Origin of the sequence: Nonomuraea monospora (genome assembly GCF_039531895.1) — a bacterium.
Taxonomy (GTDB): domain Bacteria; phylum Actinomycetota; class Actinomycetes; order Streptosporangiales; family Streptosporangiaceae; genus Nonomuraea; species Nonomuraea monospora.
Map to the genome: position 1 here is coordinate 52,583 of NZ_BAAAQX010000041.1, position 16,118 is coordinate 68,700.

A 16,118-nucleotide genomic window follows, 5' to 3' on the forward strand; every position below is an offset into this window, starting at 1 on the left:
CCGCGCCGCCCCACGGGGTGCAGCCGGTCGTGCTGGGGATCGGTAGGTGAGGACCCGTACCTCGACATCACTCCGCTGAATATTGGCTGGAGAGCCTTGTCGCGCCGCTTGTACAGTGACCTCCAATCGACGGGGGAGGGATCATGCGCGTGCACTATCCGCGTACCCCTCACCTGCCCTGGTCGCCCGGCGCGACCGCCGACGACGTGCGCGCGGGCGACCTGTCCGGGCTGCGCGGGCGCGAGGTCGTCGTCACGGAGAAGCTCGACGGCGAGAACACCACCCTGTACGCGGACGGCCTGCACGCCCGGTCGCTCGACTCGGGCCACCATCCGTCCGCGCCTGGGTCAAGGGCCTGCAGGGGCGGGTCGGCGGGCGGATCCCGGCGGGATGGCGGGTGTGCGGGGAGAACATGTACGCCCGCCACTCCATCGCCTACCAGGAGCTGGAGAGCTGGTTCTACGGGTTCTCGGTGTGGGACGGCGACCGCTGCCTCGGCTGGGACCGCACCGTCGCCTTCCTGCGAGGGCTGGGCGTTCCTGTGCCGCCTGTGTTGTGGCGTGGCGTCTTCGACGAGCGGGTGTTGCGAGGGTTGCGGCTGGATCTGGAGCGGCAGGAGGGCTACGTCGTGCGGGCCGCCGAGGGGTTCGGGCGGGAGGAGTTCGCGGGGCGGGTGGCCAAGTGGGTGCGGCGCGAGCACGTACGGACGGGGACGCACTGGATGCATGCCGCGGTGGTGCCGAACGGGCTGGGGGCAGGGGCGGCGCTGTGGTCGGTGCGGTCGGGCACGGCCCCGGACGTCGGCGGCCTGCTGTCCGCGCTGGACCTCACCCCGGACAGAGAGGCGCTTGCTTCCGCCCGTGGCGCTTCGGCCGACGCGCCCGCCTCCGCTCACGTTGCTTCCTCTGCGCCTGCCTCCGCTCACGTCGTTTCCTCAGCGCCCGCCTCCGCCCATGTTGCTTCCTCAGCGCCCGCCTTCGCCGACGTCGTTTGCTCCGCGCCTGCTTCCGTTCATGTTGCTTCCTCCGCGCTCACCCCGGCCGAGGCCCAGACGCGCGCGGTGGCCGAGGTGGCCGGTCGGCTGGACGCGATCGGACGGTGGGGGGACGCGAGGCTGGCGGGGGTCCTGGCCACCATGCTGCACACCAGGCCGCGCCCCTGGGTGGCGGCCCGGCTGGCGGGGTCGCTGGGCATGCCGTTGGCGCGGCGGGTGGCGGACCTGGTCGGGCTGCACGGCGGGTTGCGTCGGCCGTTCCCGGACGAGGAGCGGCAGACCGGGCTGCGGCGGATGGCGCTGGCCGCCGACCTGGGGGCGCTGCACGCCGTCGCGGCGTCCGTCCCGTCAGACCTCGCCGACGACGCTCGTGAGCAGGTCGAATGGTCGGCGCTGCACGCCGAGGAGGCCAGGCTGCTCAGCCAGGACCCACTGGGCCCGTTGCGGGCGGGCCTTAGGGAGGCACTGACCGGCCTCGATCCGGACGTGGCCGACCGGTGCTGGGCTGAGGCGCGCGCCGCGTGGGCCGCCGGCAAGCTCACCACGGTGGAGGAGGCCGTGGCGGCGACGTGGCGGTGGCGGTCGGGGCACTTTCCCCGGCTGGTGCACCTGATCGGGCCGTCGGGCAGCGGAAAGAGCACGTTCGCAGCAAGCCTGCCGGACATCGACGCGTACATCTCGCAGGACGACCTCCGCGACGCCCGCGGCTCGCGCTCCGACCAGCGGGCGAACCGCGAGGTGCTCGGCGAGGCACTGGACCGCCTCGACGCCGCCCTCGCGTCCGGCGGCACCGTCGTCTGGGACGCCACCTCCCTCAACCCGCACCAGCGCGGCCTGGTCCACGCCGTGGCGCGCCGCCGCGACGCGCTGACGACGCACGCGGTCGTGCTGGTGGACGAGGACGAGCTGCACCGGCGCAACGCCCGCCGTCCCCATCCGGTGCCCCCGCACGTGCTCACTGCGCAATGGCGGCGGTTCGTCCCGCCGTACCCCGGTCAGGCCCACCGCACCTGGTACGTCGGCGCGCGCGGCACCATCGACGACGTGGACGGCGCCCTGTACGGACGGGAGGCGTGATGCGTACCAGCGAGGAGATCTACCACCGGATCCGCTGGGACCCGAGGTTCGACGCGTCCCGGTTCGTCCTGGGCGTCGGGCAGCGTGAGGCGGCTCCCAAGCGTGTCGCGCTGTCCGCGTTCACGCCGGGTGGGGACATTCCCTGGCATCGGGTGCTGTTCGTGGAGGCGGACGGTGAGCTGGTGTGGGATCGTGCCACGGGGCTTGACCGGGTCGACACCTGCGAGGCCGGCCGGGTCCGGGACGCGCGCCTGCTGCGCCCGCCGTTCTTCACCGCCTCGACCCCGCACGCCTGGAACCCGGCCACCGGCTGGCGCCCCACTGCCGACCAAGCCCCTGCCGCGCATCCAGCCCGGGACGCGGCTGCCCTCGCAGGACGTGGGCCTGCCACGCCCACCGCCGTGCGCGTCCTGACCTGGAACACGCTGTGGGACCGGTACGACAGCGACCGCATCGACACCGCCCGCCGCCGCCCCCTCCTGCTCGCGGCCCTGGCGGAGGCCGACGCGGACGTGATCGCGCTGCAGGAGGTAGAGCCCGCACTCCTGCAGATGCTGCTGGCCGCCCCCTGGGTGCGCGAGGTGTACACGCTCGGCACCGACCCGTACGGCCCGGACGTGGACGAAGCCGGTCTGCTCCTGCTCAGCCGACTGCCCGTGCGCGAGGCGGCCCGCCACGGGCTGGGCCCGCACAAGGCGATCGCCGCCGTCGTGGTGGACACCGTCACCGGGCCCCTCACCATCGCCGTCACCCACCTGACCAGCGACCATACCGCCGACGGCCCGTCCAGGCGGCGGGGCGAGCTGGGCGCGATCGCCGAAGGGCTGGCAGGAGTGGACGGTGACGTCGTCCTGGCGGGCGACTTCAACGACGGCACGGACACGCCCGCGGCGGCGCTCGGCCTGCGTGATGCCTGGGCGGAGGCGCATGGGCCTGACGGGACGCCCACGTTCGACCCGGTCGTCAATCCGCTCGCGGCGCTGTCCTCCAGGTCCGGGCGGGCCGCGCGCCTGGACCGGATCCTGCTGCGGGGGCGGCCCCAGGTGGTGTCGGCGGCGCTGCGCGGCGACGCTCCGGACCCTGGCGGGCTGTTCATCTCCGATCACTACGCGGTGGAGGCGGTGCTCGACCTCGCGGGTGACGTTCGCGACCGCGGGGTGCTCGACGTGCCGCCGACGGCGCGGACGGCGGTGGCGTGGATCCCGCCGGACGAGCTGTGGCGCGCGATCCAGGAGGTGCGGCGGGCGCACGATCCGCAGATCCGCCGGTGGCCGCCGCACGTGAACCTGCTGTTCGGGTTCGTGCCGGAGTCGGAGTTCGAGGCGGCGGCGCCGTTGCTCGTGGCGGCGGCTGCCGAGGTGGGGCCGTTCATGGCCAGGCTGGAGGGGGTGCGGACGTTCCGGCATCGGGAGCACGTGACCGCCTGGCTCGATCCGGCCGCCGGTGACCTGGAGCCGTGGCGTCGGCTGCACGAGGCGTTGCGGCGGCGGTTTCCCCGGTGCGTGGGGCGTCCTGAGGGCTTCACCCCGCATCTGACCCTCGGGCGGGCCGAGGGGCCGATCCGGTTGGGTGCGATGGTGGTGCAGGTGGGGGAGCTGGTGCTGCTGTCGCGACGGGGCGACGAACCCATGCGGGTCAGGGCGCGGATCGGGCTGGGCACGGGTGAGTTCCGCTGGGTCCCCGAGCGGGGCGCTGAGGAGAACGAGCCTGCTCGGGACGTCATGGGCCTGACGCGTCGCCTGGCGGAGAACCAGGCGGAGGGGCAGACGCGGGCGGCGCACGTGACCACGCTGGCGGAGGCATCGGCGGAGAATCAGGCGGAGGGGCAGCCGGGGGCCGGGACGCTGGCGGAGGGGCAGGCGGGGGTTGGGGCGCTGGCGGAGGGGGAGACGCGGGCGCACGTGACCTCGCTGGCGGAGGCATCGGCGGAGAATCAGGCGGAGGGGCAGCCGGGGGCCGGGACGCTGGCGGAGGGGCAGGCTGGGGTCGGCGCGCTGGTGGGAGGGGAGACACGGGCGCTTGTGGGCACGCTGGCGGAGGTGCTGGAGCCCGGCATGGTGCACGTCGTAGGTTCCCGTCGCGTCGGCTGCGAGCTGCCGAACGCGGACCTGGACCTGGTAGCGATCCTGCCCGGCGAGCCCGATCTGCCCGAGATCGAGGCGCGAGTGCGCACGGCGCTGCCCGAGGTGACCCGGTTGCGGCAGGTCGTGGGCGCCCGGGTGCCGGGCCTGCGGCTATGTACGGGCGGCCTGGATGTGGACGTGACCGTAGTACCGACCGGCTCCCTGCCACCATCGCAGGCCGTGGACCGCCGCGCAGAGCTGGGCGAGGCGGCGGCGACCGCGTTGAGCGCGATCAGTGACGCCGACGCCATCCGGGCCGCGACCGGCGAGAACCACGCCCGGTTTGTCCTTCTGACCAGGCAGGTGAAGGCGTGGGCGCGAGCGCGGGGCCTGGACTCGGCTCCGTTCGGCGGGCTCCCCGGCCTGGCCTGGATGGTGATGGCCGCACGGATCGTGCACGACGGCGGTGACTCGCTCAGCACGTTCTTCGGTACGTGGGCCGCCTGGGACTGGCGCGACCCGATCACCCTCACCCCCGTCCCGGACCCCGATTCTGATCCCGCTCCGATCGTGGTGATGACGCCCAGCGAGCCCGTCCGCAACTGCGCTCGCCAGGTCAGCCCCGGCGGTCTGGAACTGCTCACCCAGGAGCTGTATCGGGCGTGGGAGCTTGCGGAGTCCGGTTGCACGGTGGAACTGGCCGTCCCGCCGCCCCTGCACCGCCGTCACGCGGCCTGGGCGGTGGTGACCGTGAGCGCCGGGGGACTCGACGCGCTGCTCGGCCGGGTCAGGGGACGGATGTTGGAGCTGATCGGTGCCCTGGAGGAGGCCGGGGTGCCGGACGTGCACGCCTGGCCGCGCCCGTTCGAGAGCGGTTCCCCTCAGGTCCGGTACGCGATCGGCCTGGGCCGCACGCCGCCCACCGCCGCCGGGCTCAGCGCGATCACCGCTCAGTGGGCCAGGGGTCTGCCGGGCGTCACGGTCGAACGCGCCGACGGCGGGGCAGTGCCCACCCTGCGCTGACCCCTCACCGCCTCCCGAACGCGTCACGCCGCACCGGTCGGCCCTGCCCCGGTCGGCCCTGCCCCGGTCGGCGCTGCGTGGGGTGGCGCTGCGTGGGGTGGCGCTGCGCCGGGGTCACGGCTTGAGCTGCGGGCCCGCCATCCTGACCGGGCCGACCTGCGGACCCCGCTGATCCACAGCGGTCCGTGAAAGCGCCCGCCGCAGGCCGGCGACGGTGCGCGGAGGTCAGCCGTGCAAGGTGGGCCGGTAGATGAGCTCCTGGATGTCACCGTCGAGCGTCCGGCTCTCGATCAACTCCAGATCGAAGTCAAGCGCACCCCGAAAGATCGGATCCAGCCCCGTCCGCCCCGTGATCACCGGAAAGATCGTCACCTGAACGCGATCCACCAGCCCAGCCCCCATCAGCGCCCGGTTCATCGCCAGGCTGCCGTGCGACCGCAACGGCACCTTGGACTCCTCCTTCAACCGCCCCACGACGTCCACGGCGTCGCCGCTGGCGAGCGTCGCGTCCGGCCAGTCGAGCGTCCCGCGCAGGGTGGAGGACACCACGGTCGCCGGCAGGTTCGTCATCCGGGTCACCCACGGGTCGCGCACCTCGGCGTCCTCGGGGCTCTCGGCCAGCATGCGGGTGAACGCCCGGTAGGTGTTGGCTCCGAAGACCATCCGCTGCTCCTCGCTGTACAGGGCGAGGCGGCGGCCGAGCAGTTCGGGGCCCTGCTTGCCCCAGTAGCCGGTCCAGTCGCCGCCGGCGGCGCCGAAGCCGTCGAGGCTGGAGAAGACGTCGAAGGTGTAGGTGACGGTCATGTCGCTCTCCTCGAAGATGCTGTTGTCGGAGTAGAGACCGGATCGCGCGGCAAAACTGAGCGGGTAAGTGGACACCGACTGCGAACGGCCCTATTCTCGCCCGACGTGAAAGCCCTCAAGATCGCGGCGCTCGCGTGCGCCCTCATCACTCCTTTAGCCGGGACGGCGAACGCCTCGGCGTTCCCGGTGCGAAATCCCGTCCTCACCAAGAACGCCCTCTACCAGGCGGGCCCCCTGCCGCAGACGACGTGCGACGAACTCCCGGTCGAGCCGTACGACGACGAGCAGGCCCGCGCCTACCTCAACGAGGTGCTGCGCTGCCTGGAGAACACGTGGGGGCCGTATCTGAAAAAGGCCGGCCTGCCCTATGAACCGGTCAAAGTCCGGTACGTCAAGCGGCTGCCGAAGAATTACTGCGGTTCCGATGAGGCGATCAGCCGGGATTCGGAGGCCTGGTATTGCGACTGGGACCGTACGATCTCCTTCATCCTCGGCCCGTCCTGGCTCGCGTCCCCGTCCGACCTGCTGCTCTTCAACCAGGCCGCGCTGATCTACGGCTACCACGTGCAGAAGCTGACCGGTCTGTACGACGCCGCCGAGGACCTGCGGGCCGGCAGCAAGGCCGAGCACCAGGAGCAGAACCGGCGCATGTACCTCCAGGTCGAATGCCTCGGCGGCGCCTTCATGCAGAGCGTCTGGCCGATCAGGGGCCGGAGCGCCAAGGACTGGAACCAGGTCGTGGAATACGTCAGGGACGACAACGTCAGGCGCTGGATGCGGGCGGGCTTCCGCACCGGCGACCCGAAGTCCTGCAACACCTGGACGGTTCCTTCGTCGAAGGTCTCCTGAGAGGCGCCCGGCAGGCGCTACGCGTCGCGCGCCTGCCGGGCGATCATGGACACCAGGGTCGAGACGAGTTCCTCGGCCGTGACGTGCCACTTGTCGGCGGACAGGTGCCCGCTGACCTCCATGTCCGTGATCCCGTGCGCGCTGGTCAGCAGCAGCGCCGCGAACCGGCGGGTGTCGCGCTCGCCGACCAGCTCGCCGATGACGGCCAGGAACTCGTCCTGCGCGCGGTCGGCCGCCTGCTCGGCCGCGCGGATCGCCTCCAGGTCGCCGGTGGGGGAGGCGAACATCAGCCGGTAGAGATGCGGCCGGTGGCGGCCGATCGTCATCAGCGCGGACAGGGCGCGATGCAGCGTGCCGGCCGGGGGCAGCCCTTCGGCGCGCACGGCCCGCACCTGCTGTGCGAGCCGGTCCAGGGCCTCGGTCGCGACGGCGGTCAGCAGGCTGTCCTTGTCGGGGAAGTGCCGGTACGGCGCCCCGCGCGTCACTCCTGCCAGCGCCCCGACGGCCCGCAGCGTCACCGCTTCCGGGCCGCCGCCGTCCAGCAGCTCGGTGGCCGCGTCCAGCAGGGCGCGCCGGGTCGCGGCGGCGGACTCCACTCGGCTGATCATGCCGACCATCATACAGTTGACACTGTCATCTGAGCTGTCTACCTTCATTCAGGTGACAATGTCATCTGAAACGGTCGTCGTGACCGGAGCCTCGACGGGGATCGGCGCGGCCACCGTCCGCGAGCTGGCCCGCCAGGGGTTCCACGTCCTCGCGGGCGTCCGCCGCGAGCAGGACGCCGACGCGCTGCGCGCCCCCGGCGTCGAGCCGGTCATCCTCGACATCACCCGGCCCGCCCACGTCGAAGAGCTGGCCGCCCGCGTCGCCGCGCGGCCGGGTGCGTTGCGGGCGCTGGTGAACAACGCGGGCGTCTCCGTCAACGCCCCGGTCGAAGCACTCCCGCTGGACGAGTGGCGCCGGCTGTTCGAGGTGAACCTGTTCGGGCACGTCGCCGTCACCCAGGCCCTGCTGCCCGCCCTGCTCCGCCACTCAGGCCGGGTGATCAACATCAGCTCGGTCGGCGGGCGGATCGCCATGGCCACCTACGGCCCGTACGCGGGCACGAAGTTCGCCCTGGAGGCCGTCAGCGACGCGCTGCGCAGGGAGCTGACGCCGCTGGGCGTGCGGGTGGTGGTCGTCGAGCCCGGCGGCATCCGCACCAGGATGGCCGACCGGGGCATCGCCACCACGACGCGCCTGGCCGAGGCCATGCCGCCGGAGCACCGCGACCGCTACGGGCGGCTGGTGCGGGCGGTCGTCGCGCAGGCCGCCGCGCACACCGCGAACGGCACGTCCGCCGAGGACGCCGCCCGGGTGATCGCCAAGGCGGTGACCGCCGCGAAGCCCCGCACGCGCTACACCATCGGCCGCGACGCGGCGCTCCTCACCCGCCTGGCGCGGATCCTGCCGGACCGGCTGCTCGACCGCGTCATCGCGGCCGGCCTGCGCCCGCACTACCCGAAGACCGCGAATTAAATACCGATATTTCTCAGTAAATGCACTGGGAATTAATTGCTTTGACGCTCCTTCCGGTCGCTTGCTAAATTCGAATGGCCAGCAAGATGATGATCGCGGGAAGGATTCGAAATGCCCAACCAGATCGCATTCCCCACCGACGAGGACCTCGCTTTCGAGGCCCGCGCCGACGGCTACGCCCAGACGGAGAAGTCCCTCGACTCCTACAGCCCCAACTGGAAGAGCATCGAGATCCAGTAGCCGGAAAAGGCTGTTGGGGCGGCATCCCCCTGCCGTCCCAACTCCTCGACCAGAGGAATGCGATGTATCGGACCTCATCCTGCGGCATCCTTTACGTGGACGACGGATATCTCGTCTGGGACGATTATCTGAGCCACCGGCAAGTCGCTCTGGCGGCCGGCACGGAGTCATTCATCGCGGCTTTCAGGCAGCCGACGGAAATAGCGCCGGTGCTCGCGGGCCAAGACGACCGCGAGCGCGCCGAGCGCGTCATCAGGGCGCTCATCGGCGCGGAGATCCTGGTCGAGCTGGGCTCCGCGCGCGACCTGCGCGAAAGGCGGCTGAACGCGGCGTGGGCGCCCTGGTCGCCGATCGCCAGGGCGTTCCACTACTCGACCCAGTTCCTCGACTCGAACCTGTTCCTGTCCGAGGCCGAGCAGGACGAGCAGCTCAGGAGCAAGCTGGCGGCCGACCCGCCGCCCCCGGCGTTCAAGAAGCACGCGAACGCGCTGGACAGCGTCTCGTTCGCGGACGGCGCCCCGCCCGCCGGCACGCTCGTCGAGCGCGATCTGCTGACGCTGCTCTACGCCCGGCGCAGCGTGCGCACGTACTCGGGCGGCGCCGTCCCGCGCGACCAGCTCGCCGCGCTCCTGTCGATCACGGCGTCGCCGATCAGGAGCAGCGAGCTCAGCGGGACGACGCTCAAGACGAGCCCGTCCGGTGGCGGCAGGCATCCGACCGAGCTGTACGTCTACGCGCGCAGGGTGGCCGGCGTCCCGGCGGGCCTGTACCACTACGACGCCAGGAACCGGCAGCTCGACCGCCTGACCACGCCCCTGTCCGACGACCTGCTGGTACGGGTGTGCGGAGACCAGGCGTGGGCCCGCGACGCGTCCGCGTACGTCTTCTTCACCAGCGTGTTCGCCAGGAACAAGTGGAAGTACAAGATCTCCCGCTCCTACCGCATCTTGCACTACGACGTGGGCCACCTGAGCCAGACGGTCTACCTGCTCACCGCGGCGATGGGCCTGTCCTGCACGTTCACCGCGGCGCTGCGCGACGAGACCCTCACGCAGCTCCTGGAGCTGGACGGCGCCACGGAGCTCGTCATGGGATGCGCGGTGATAGGCACCCCATGAGCCCTCAGAAGGCGGTGCGGGACGGCACCCATCGCACCGTCCCGCCCGAGGAGACGCTGCGCCGGGTCGCGCCCCATCTCCAGCGCATCGGCATCACCCGGATCGCCGACATCACCGGCCTCGACCACATCGGCATCCCGGTGTGGCAGGCGTGCAGACCCATGTCCACCACCCTCTCCGTCTCGCAGGGAAAAGGTCTCACCGACGCCTTGGCGAAGGCGTCGGCGGTGATGGAGTCCATCGAGCTGTGGCACGCGGAAAGCGCCCCGGCGGGCGTGCGGAGCGACACCGCGGAAGGCCTGCGGCTCACCTACGACCCCGCACGGCTGCCTCTCGCCTACGGCAGCCTGCTGACCGCGCGGACGCGCCTCGACTGGGTGCCCGCCGAGCCCGTCCTGCCCGGCGACGGCCGCCCCAGGTGGGTGCCGTACGAGGTCGTCCGGCTCGACGGCACCGTGCGCGACCGTTGGGCCGTGCCCCTGTTCCGGCCGTCCACGAACGGGCTGGCCGGCGGCAACACCCTCGAAGAGGCTCTGCTGCACGGGCTGCTGGAGGTGGCGGAACGCGACGCGCTGGCCTCGGGCGGCGAACGGGTGCCGATCCTCCCAGGATCGGTCGGCGGCTATCCGGGTGAGCTGGTCAGGCGCTTCGCCGACGCCCGCGTCAGCCTGCGCATCGAGGACGTCGGCAACGCCTACGGGCTGCCCTGCTTCAAGGTGCTGATCCTGAGCCACGACTTCCCGGTCGTCTTCCGCGGCTCGGGCTGCCACCTGGACAGTGACGTCGCGCTGAGCCGGGCGCTCACCGAGGCGGCGCAGTCCCGCCTCACCGCGATCGCCGGCGCCAGGGACGACCTGCCCGCCTCCGTCTACACGTCCGCGAGGATCTCGCACGCGGGCATCGACGCGAGAGCCGCCCGCTGGGCGCAGGCCGCGCAGACCCCGTACACGCGCCGGGACGAAAGCGGCGCCTCCCTCCGCGCCGACATCGACGTCGTCGCGACCCGCCTGCGCGCCCGGACGCGGTCGGAACCGCTCTACGTCGACCACACCCGCCCCGACCTGGGCATCCCGGTGATCCACGTGGTCGTCCCCGGCACGGCCAGGAAGGAACACTAGAGTGCGCCGCTTCCTCTTCGTCGGCCCCAGCCTCCCCGACGCGCGCGAACACGCCGGCGACGGCATCCGCATTCTCCCGCCCGTCAAGGCAGGCGACCTGCTGGCACTCGAACCCGGGCCAGGCGACGTCATCGGCATCGTGGACGGCCTGTTCCACCAGGTCAGGTCGGTGCAGCACAAGGAGATCCTGTACGCGCTCCAGTGCGGGGCCGCCGTGCTCGGCGCGGCCAGCATGGGCGCGCTCCGGGCCGCCGAACTGGCGCCGTTCGGCATGCGCGGCGTCGGCCGCGTCTACGCCGACTTCGCCTCCGGCAGGTTGACGGCGGACGACGAGGTCGCGGTGGTCCACACCGACCGCGAGCACGGGTACCGGTGCCTGACGTTCCCGCTCGTCTCGCTGCGCTACACCGTGGAACGCCTGGTCGAGCTGGGAAGAATGTCGCCGCGAGAAGCCGGAGAGCTGATTCGGGAGATGCGTGCCGTCCATTACATGGACCGCACGTTCGGACGCCTCGCGGGAAAACCCCTGAAATCCGCGTGGATCGACGCCAAGAAGGACGACGCCATCCTCCTCATCGAAGAGATGTCCAAGGAAATCTCCCCGGAACGCCCCGACGTGCCGAACACCATCTATCTGCACGCCTGGCGACTGGGCCAGGAGATCAGCGGGCACCCGCTCCGCGTCTTTCAGCTTTTCGGCCGCGGCTACGAAGAACTCCACGCGAGGCTGGTCGAAGACGCGATCCGGGATGAATGCGCCTCCCGATGCGGGCCGGAAGCACCAGCCGAATTCCCCGATCCCGTTCTGAACCACGCCTGCCACGAGGGCTACCTGACACCCGGCGACACCACGCTCCTGCCCCGCCTGCGCCCCTGGCTGACCGAGGCGGAACGCACCGGCGAGCCGCCCGCCATCCTGCTCAGGAAGGCGGTGACCAGGGCGTTCCGCATGCTGCCCGACGTCACCCCGGACGCCGAGGCCGCCCGCCGACTGCGCTCACCGCAGCTTCAAGCGCGAGCCCGGGACGTGCGCGCGCTCGCCACCGCGATCAATCTGAACGCCGAATCCCGGCTCCCCGGCTTCTCCGCCGAACGCGTCCCTGACGAACGTTTGGCGCAATTGGCGAGCGAACTCTACGGTGTCCGTCGGGACGAGCTGGAGATCGCCGCTAGAATGCGGGGAATTCCCGGCGCCGACGTCCTGCTCGCCGCGCTGCGACCGTACTATCTGCTCGCGAAATACAATCCGGAAACCGTGGCACTTTCTCTGGACATTTCCGGGAGGAATCCCTGATATCGGCATATGCGCGCGCGTGGCGTACCGTACGCGGCTCCCGCGCCCTGACGCTGCTGGCTCTCATCACCGGGGTGAACGCCGTCGGCAACGGCCTGTACGCCACGATCAGCGCCTTGTACTTCACCTCCGTGCTCGGCCACCCGCTCAGCCTGGTGTCGGCGGTGCTGTTCGCGGCGATGCTGGCGGCCATGGCGGCAGACCTGGCCGGCGGCCGGCTGGCCGACACCAAGGGCCCCCGGCAGGTGTTCCAGGCCGGTCTGATCGTGTCGCTGGCCGGGATGACGGCGATGCTCGCCGCGGGCGAGGTCGTCGTCTTCGTCCTGGCGGGCCTGCTCGCCGGCGTCGGGCAGGGGCTGTGCATGTCGTCGAACGTGGCGCTCATCCGCCGCGCGGCCGGCGCCGACGCCGTGATGGCGCGCGCGACGCTGCGCACGTTCCTGACCGCCGGTCTCGCCCTGGGCGGTCTCGCCGGCGCGGGGGTGCTCGCGGTGGGGGCGCGGTGGGCGTACCTGTTCGCCATCGCGGTCAACCTCGTCACCTTCCTGTGGTGCGCGCTGCTGACCGGCGGCCTCGACGTGCCAGGCAGCCCCGCGAGCGGCGGCCGGCGGCCCGCCGGGCTGTTCCACGTCTACCGCGACCGGCGGTTCATGACGTTCGCGGTCGTGTCCGCGTTCATCTCGGTGCACAACCACGTCCTGCCCTTCGCCGTGCCGCTCTGGCTGGCGGTGACCCATCCGCGGCTGACCTGGCTGGCGGGCATCGCCCTGGTCGTCAACACCGTGCTGGGCGTGGTGCTGCAGATCTACGCGAACGGCCGGGTCAACTCCGGGCGCGGCGCCGTCCTGTCGTTCCTCGCGGGCGGGGTGACCATCGGGGCGTCCTACCTCGTCTTCGCCTGGCTGGCGCGGGCGCCTCTCGCCCTCGCGGTCGTCCTCGTGCTGGGGTTCGTCGTCGTCTACTCGCTCGGCGAGATCCTGCTCTCGGCCGGAGCCATGGACCTGCAGTTCAGGGTGGTGCCGGGGGAGTCGCAGGGGCAGTACAGCGCGGCCTTCGGGACGCTGCACGGGCTCGCGTCGGCCGCCGCCCCCGCGGTGCTCGGCCTGGTCGTCTCCTCCGGAGGGTCGCTCGGCTGGCTGGCCCTCGCCGCCGCGACCGGCCTGCTGGCGTCGACGGTGCTCGTCGTGGGGCGGAAGTTCGAGTTCCAGCCCGTCGGATGAGCGCGTCCCGGGATCACAATCGGGTGACAGGCCGGGACAGAGCCGCCGGGCGACCTCATGCTTCGGTGCGGGGGCCGACATGAGGAGAGAACATGGGGCGACTCGGGGTCATCATCGCGACCGTGGTGGCGGTCTTATGCGGAGGCCTGCTCACCGGCACCTCCAGCGCGGGGACGGTTGAGCCGCGCGACGACTATTCGCAGTTCAGCCCAGGGCTGCGGGCGCTGCTCGAAGACGTCCGCGACGGCAGGCTGAACGAGCAGCCGTTCGTCAACCACGGCTACGCCAAGCTCGGCTGGCAGGGCAACCCGCCGCAGCGCTACCGCGACGACCACATCACCGAGCAGGAGCGGGCGGTGCTCGGGCTCGCCATCGACAGCGTCATGGAGCGGCTGCCGCACTCCGTGCGCAACGGCATCCGCAACCGCGTCGCCAACCACGCCTTCGACGAGGACAAGCCCAGAGAGCAGGCGCGCCCCGTCCCGCAGGGATGGGCCACGACGGGCGAAGGCATCGAGGCGACCCAGCGCGGCGAGGCGGCGGCCCTGGCCGTGCCGCCCGTCCAGTGCGGGCAGAACCTGCGCGCCGGAGCCATCGGCACCTTCCACTGCCGCCACCTCACCGCCGGCTTCGAGATCTGGTACAACCTGGACGGCCCGCGCCCGGTCAACTCCTACGACGGCGCCGTCACCGACTTCCGCGAGGGCATCGCCGACGACGGCATCCCCAACTACATCCAGCGGGCCGCCGTCTCCTTCGAGATGGCCCTCGACACCTACACCGCGCTCGGCTACCGGCGGCCCGGCACCGACAAGATCCTCGTCGTGTTCGGGCCCGAAGGGGCGGGCGCGCACGACGGATTCACGCCGCCGACCGACCTCATCGGCCGCAGCTCCATCTTCATGGGCCACCAGGCCGACGAATGGTCCACCGCCAGGCATGAGGTGTTCCACGTCATCCAGTACGCCTACAAGCCGCCCAGGTCGATCGCCAACATCCCGGGCAACCTCATCCCGCTGCAGGCCTGGATGGAGTCCACCGCCGAGTGGGCCACCCACCAGGCGGTCAAGGACGACGCCTACCTGCCGACCACCGGCAAGCGCTACGCCTACGCCTCGAACATCACCGACTTCCTCGGCCGCCCCCACGAGTCGATCACCCACTGGGACGGACTGGCCCAGGGACGGCAGTACGGCGGGTTCGTCTTCGCCGAGTTCCTGGAGGAACGCTTCGGCGCCGTGGCCGTCCGCAAGGTCTGGGAGCGCATCGACACCTCCGAGGACGCCGACCCCGGCCTGGTGATCTCCGCCGTGGTCGCCGAGCTCGGCAGCAGCATCGTGCACGAGATGATCGACTTCGGCATCGCCGCCTACCAGCTCTGCGGCCAGGCCAGGGGCGGCCCCTCGCCCGGCGCCGTCTGGCACCTGACCGACCCCGACATCCCCGCCTGGTGCGACCTGCTCGGCCGGGACGCCAGGACCGCCGCCGCCGACCCGTTCCCCGCCATGCCGCGCCCCGCCCGCGACGTGCGCAGGCTCAGCGGCGACGGCAAGGCGTCCGGCGACCTCGTGCTGGAGGAGGGCGGCAGCGCGTACGTGGACATCATGGTGCCGGGCCCCACCTCGTCGGGCGCCTGGAAGACGTGGATCGTCGACATCAAGGCGAAGGTCGAGGAGCAGGCGGGCAGCGTCCAGCTCACGCCGATCCTGTGGGGGAACTTCCCTGCCCGGGCCGTCCCCGACGAGGGCAGCACCCCGGTCCCCGACGCCCACCACCGCTTCACCATGGGCCCGTGCGCGAGCCAGGTGCAGGCGCTCACCCTCGTCTTCACCCACTTCCGCGCCGACCTCGTGGACTACCGGCAGCCGGACGCGAAGATCCACTGGGAGACCGCGTTCGACGGCATCGACGCGGCGGGCATCTCCAACGGGACCGTCGCGCTCGGCGTCAACAAGTACGGCACCCTGCACGAGCAGGGCTGCGCCCCGTCGTCCGGCGAGGGCACCACGGCGGTCGGCCTGCGCTACCTGCCGACCGGCGGCGAAGGGCTGGCGCACGTCGACCAGAACGAGGAGTGCAAGTGCGAGGGCTGGGGCGTGAACGTCTCGCACCCCGGCGGCGTCCCCGCCTACTCCGGGTGGGCGCGCGGCCCCTGGATCTCCGGCGCGCCCGGGGTCGCCAACCGGGTGACACCGGTGAGCTTCGAGTCCACCGACACGACCGCCAAGTCCGTGGTCACCGTGGAGAGCCCGTACGGGACGACCACGCTGGAGCAGGAGTTCGGCCCCTCGCCGGTCAAGGAGCTCTACCAGGTCAAGGTGACCGTGCGCACCACGGGCGAGGCCGCCGACCTGCCGCACGTCACGCTGCGCAGGGTGCTGAACTGGAACGCCGACCCCACCCCGCGCCAGGAGTACGTGACGGTACGGGCGGGTGACCCGCAGGTCGAGTACTCCAGCGACGACGGCCTGGCCTCCGCCGACCCGCAGGCGGGCCGCACCAAGATCAGGGAGGACGGCGAGTTCACCGACGCCGGGCCCTACGACCAGGGCGCCCTGTTCGACCTGGCGATCCCGATGAGCCACGACCCGGTCGAGGGCCTCGTCGGGCGGGTCACCCGCTACTACGGGGCCGCCCCCGACCAGCCGGCCGCGTACGGGGCGTTCGGGCAGCTCGGGATCAGGACCTGGTCCATCGCCAAGCCGGTGACGTCCGGCGATCCGGGGACGCCGAACACGTACATGTTCGGATTCAAGCCCTGACAGCCCTGGGGCGGCGGCTGATCCGGGTGGTGCCG

At 71.8% G+C, this 16,118-nt stretch carries 12 protein-coding genes; 10 read left to right on the forward strand and 2 right to left on the reverse strand.

Features of this window, described 5'->3' with window-relative positions; genetic code table 11:
* The first annotated feature begins 115 nt into the window (after positions 1–115).
* Together ABD331_RS49125 and ABD331_RS49130 are read left to right on the forward strand one after the other, a co-directional pair.
* On the forward strand, positions 116–2,071 hold the full coding sequence (locus ABD331_RS49125; RefSeq protein WP_344492065.1) for an RNA ligase family protein: 1,956 nt from the start codon (positions 116–118) through the stop codon (positions 2,069–2,071).
* A complete protein-coding gene (locus ABD331_RS49130) occupies positions 2,071–5,157 on the forward strand; it encodes an RNA repair domain-containing protein (RefSeq protein ID WP_344492068.1) in 3,087 nt (1,028 codons plus the stop codon). The genes ABD331_RS49125 and ABD331_RS49130 overlap by 1 nt, the downstream gene beginning before the upstream one ends.
* Positions 5,158–5,382: 225 nt before the next feature.
* Here ABD331_RS49130 and ABD331_RS49135 read toward each other — a convergent pair whose 3' ends face one another.
* The gene (locus ABD331_RS49135; protein WP_344492071.1) at positions 5,383–5,961 is read right to left on the reverse strand and encodes a dihydrofolate reductase family protein; all 579 of its coding nucleotides are present in this window, start codon (positions 5,959–5,961) and stop codon (positions 5,383–5,385) included.
* 105 nt (positions 5,962–6,066) lie between these two features.
* Here ABD331_RS49135 and ABD331_RS49140 point away from each other — a divergent pair, with 105 nt between their 5' ends.
* Positions 6,067–6,810: a neutral zinc metallopeptidase gene (locus ABD331_RS49140; RefSeq protein ID WP_344492074.1), complete on the forward strand. Its 744-nt coding sequence runs from the start codon at positions 6,067–6,069 to the stop codon at positions 6,808–6,810.
* Positions 6,811–6,827: 17 nt separating this feature from the next.
* On the opposite strand, the gene ABD331_RS49145 is transcribed toward ABD331_RS49140, so the two are convergent.
* Positions 6,828–7,418, reverse strand: coding sequence for a TetR/AcrR family transcriptional regulator (locus ABD331_RS49145; RefSeq protein WP_344492077.1), 591 nt, complete (start codon positions 7,416–7,418; stop codon positions 6,828–6,830).
* 58 nt (positions 7,419–7,476) lie between these two features.
* Here ABD331_RS49145 and ABD331_RS49150 point away from each other — a divergent pair, with 58 nt between their 5' ends.
* The 7 genes from ABD331_RS49150 (at position 7,477) to ABD331_RS49180 (ending at position 16,083) form a co-directional block, all read left to right on the forward strand.
* Positions 7,477–8,331, forward strand: coding sequence for an SDR family oxidoreductase (locus ABD331_RS49150; protein ID WP_344492080.1), 855 nt, complete (start codon positions 7,477–7,479; stop codon positions 8,329–8,331).
* A 111-nt stretch (positions 8,332–8,442) separates the two neighbouring features.
* On the forward strand, positions 8,443–8,571 hold the full coding sequence (locus tag ABD331_RS49155; protein WP_262380127.1) for a hypothetical protein: 129 nt from the start codon (positions 8,443–8,445) through the stop codon (positions 8,569–8,571).
* Positions 8,572–8,780: 209 nt separating this feature from the next.
* Entirely contained in the window at positions 8,781–9,689 is a 909-nt protein-coding gene (locus ABD331_RS49160) for a SagB/ThcOx family dehydrogenase (RefSeq protein ID WP_344492084.1), read from the forward strand.
* Complete coding sequence (locus tag ABD331_RS49165; RefSeq protein WP_344492087.1) at positions 9,686–10,807, forward strand: YcaO-like family protein; 1,122 nt, start codon at positions 9,686–9,688, stop codon at positions 10,805–10,807. The genes ABD331_RS49160 and ABD331_RS49165 overlap by 4 nt, the downstream gene beginning before the upstream one ends.
* Position 10,808: 1 nt before the next feature.
* Complete coding sequence (locus ABD331_RS49170) at positions 10,809–12,101, forward strand: TfuA-like protein (protein ID WP_344492090.1); 1,293 nt, start codon at positions 10,809–10,811, stop codon at positions 12,099–12,101.
* A gap of 65 nt (positions 12,102–12,166) precedes the next feature.
* The gene (locus tag ABD331_RS49175; RefSeq protein WP_344492270.1) at positions 12,167–13,321 is read left to right on the forward strand and encodes an MFS transporter; all 1,155 of its coding nucleotides are present in this window, start codon (positions 12,167–12,169) and stop codon (positions 13,319–13,321) included.
* A 92-nt stretch (positions 13,322–13,413) separates the two neighbouring features.
* Positions 13,414–16,083, forward strand: coding sequence for a hypothetical protein (locus ABD331_RS49180; protein WP_344492093.1), 2,670 nt, complete (start codon positions 13,414–13,416; stop codon positions 16,081–16,083).
* The last annotated feature ends 35 nt before the right edge of the window (positions 16,084–16,118 follow it).

Bases quoted from the DNA above. Each gene is read 5' to 3' on its own strand.
- ABD331_RS49165 (WP_344492087.1), top strand. From the start codon at position 9,686: ATGAGCCCTCAGAAGGCGGTGCGGGACGGCACCCATCGCACCGTCCCG.
- ABD331_RS49135 (WP_344492071.1), bottom strand. From the start codon at position 5,961: ATGACCGTCACCTACACCTTCGACGTCTTCTCCAGCCTCGACGGCTTC.
- ABD331_RS49155 (WP_262380127.1), top strand. From the start codon at position 8,443: ATGCCCAACCAGATCGCATTCCCCACCGACGAGGACCTCGCTTTCGAG.
- ABD331_RS49180 (WP_344492093.1), top strand. From the start codon at position 13,414: ATGGGGCGACTCGGGGTCATCATCGCGACCGTGGTGGCGGTCTTATGC.
- ABD331_RS49150 (WP_344492080.1), top strand. From the start codon at position 7,477: ATGTCATCTGAAACGGTCGTCGTGACCGGAGCCTCGACGGGGATCGGC.
- ABD331_RS49130 (WP_344492068.1), top strand. From the start codon at position 2,071: ATGCGTACCAGCGAGGAGATCTACCACCGGATCCGCTGGGACCCGAGG.
- ABD331_RS49145 (WP_344492077.1), bottom strand. From the start codon at position 7,418: ATGATCAGCCGAGTGGAGTCCGCCGCCGCGACCCGGCGCGCCCTGCTG.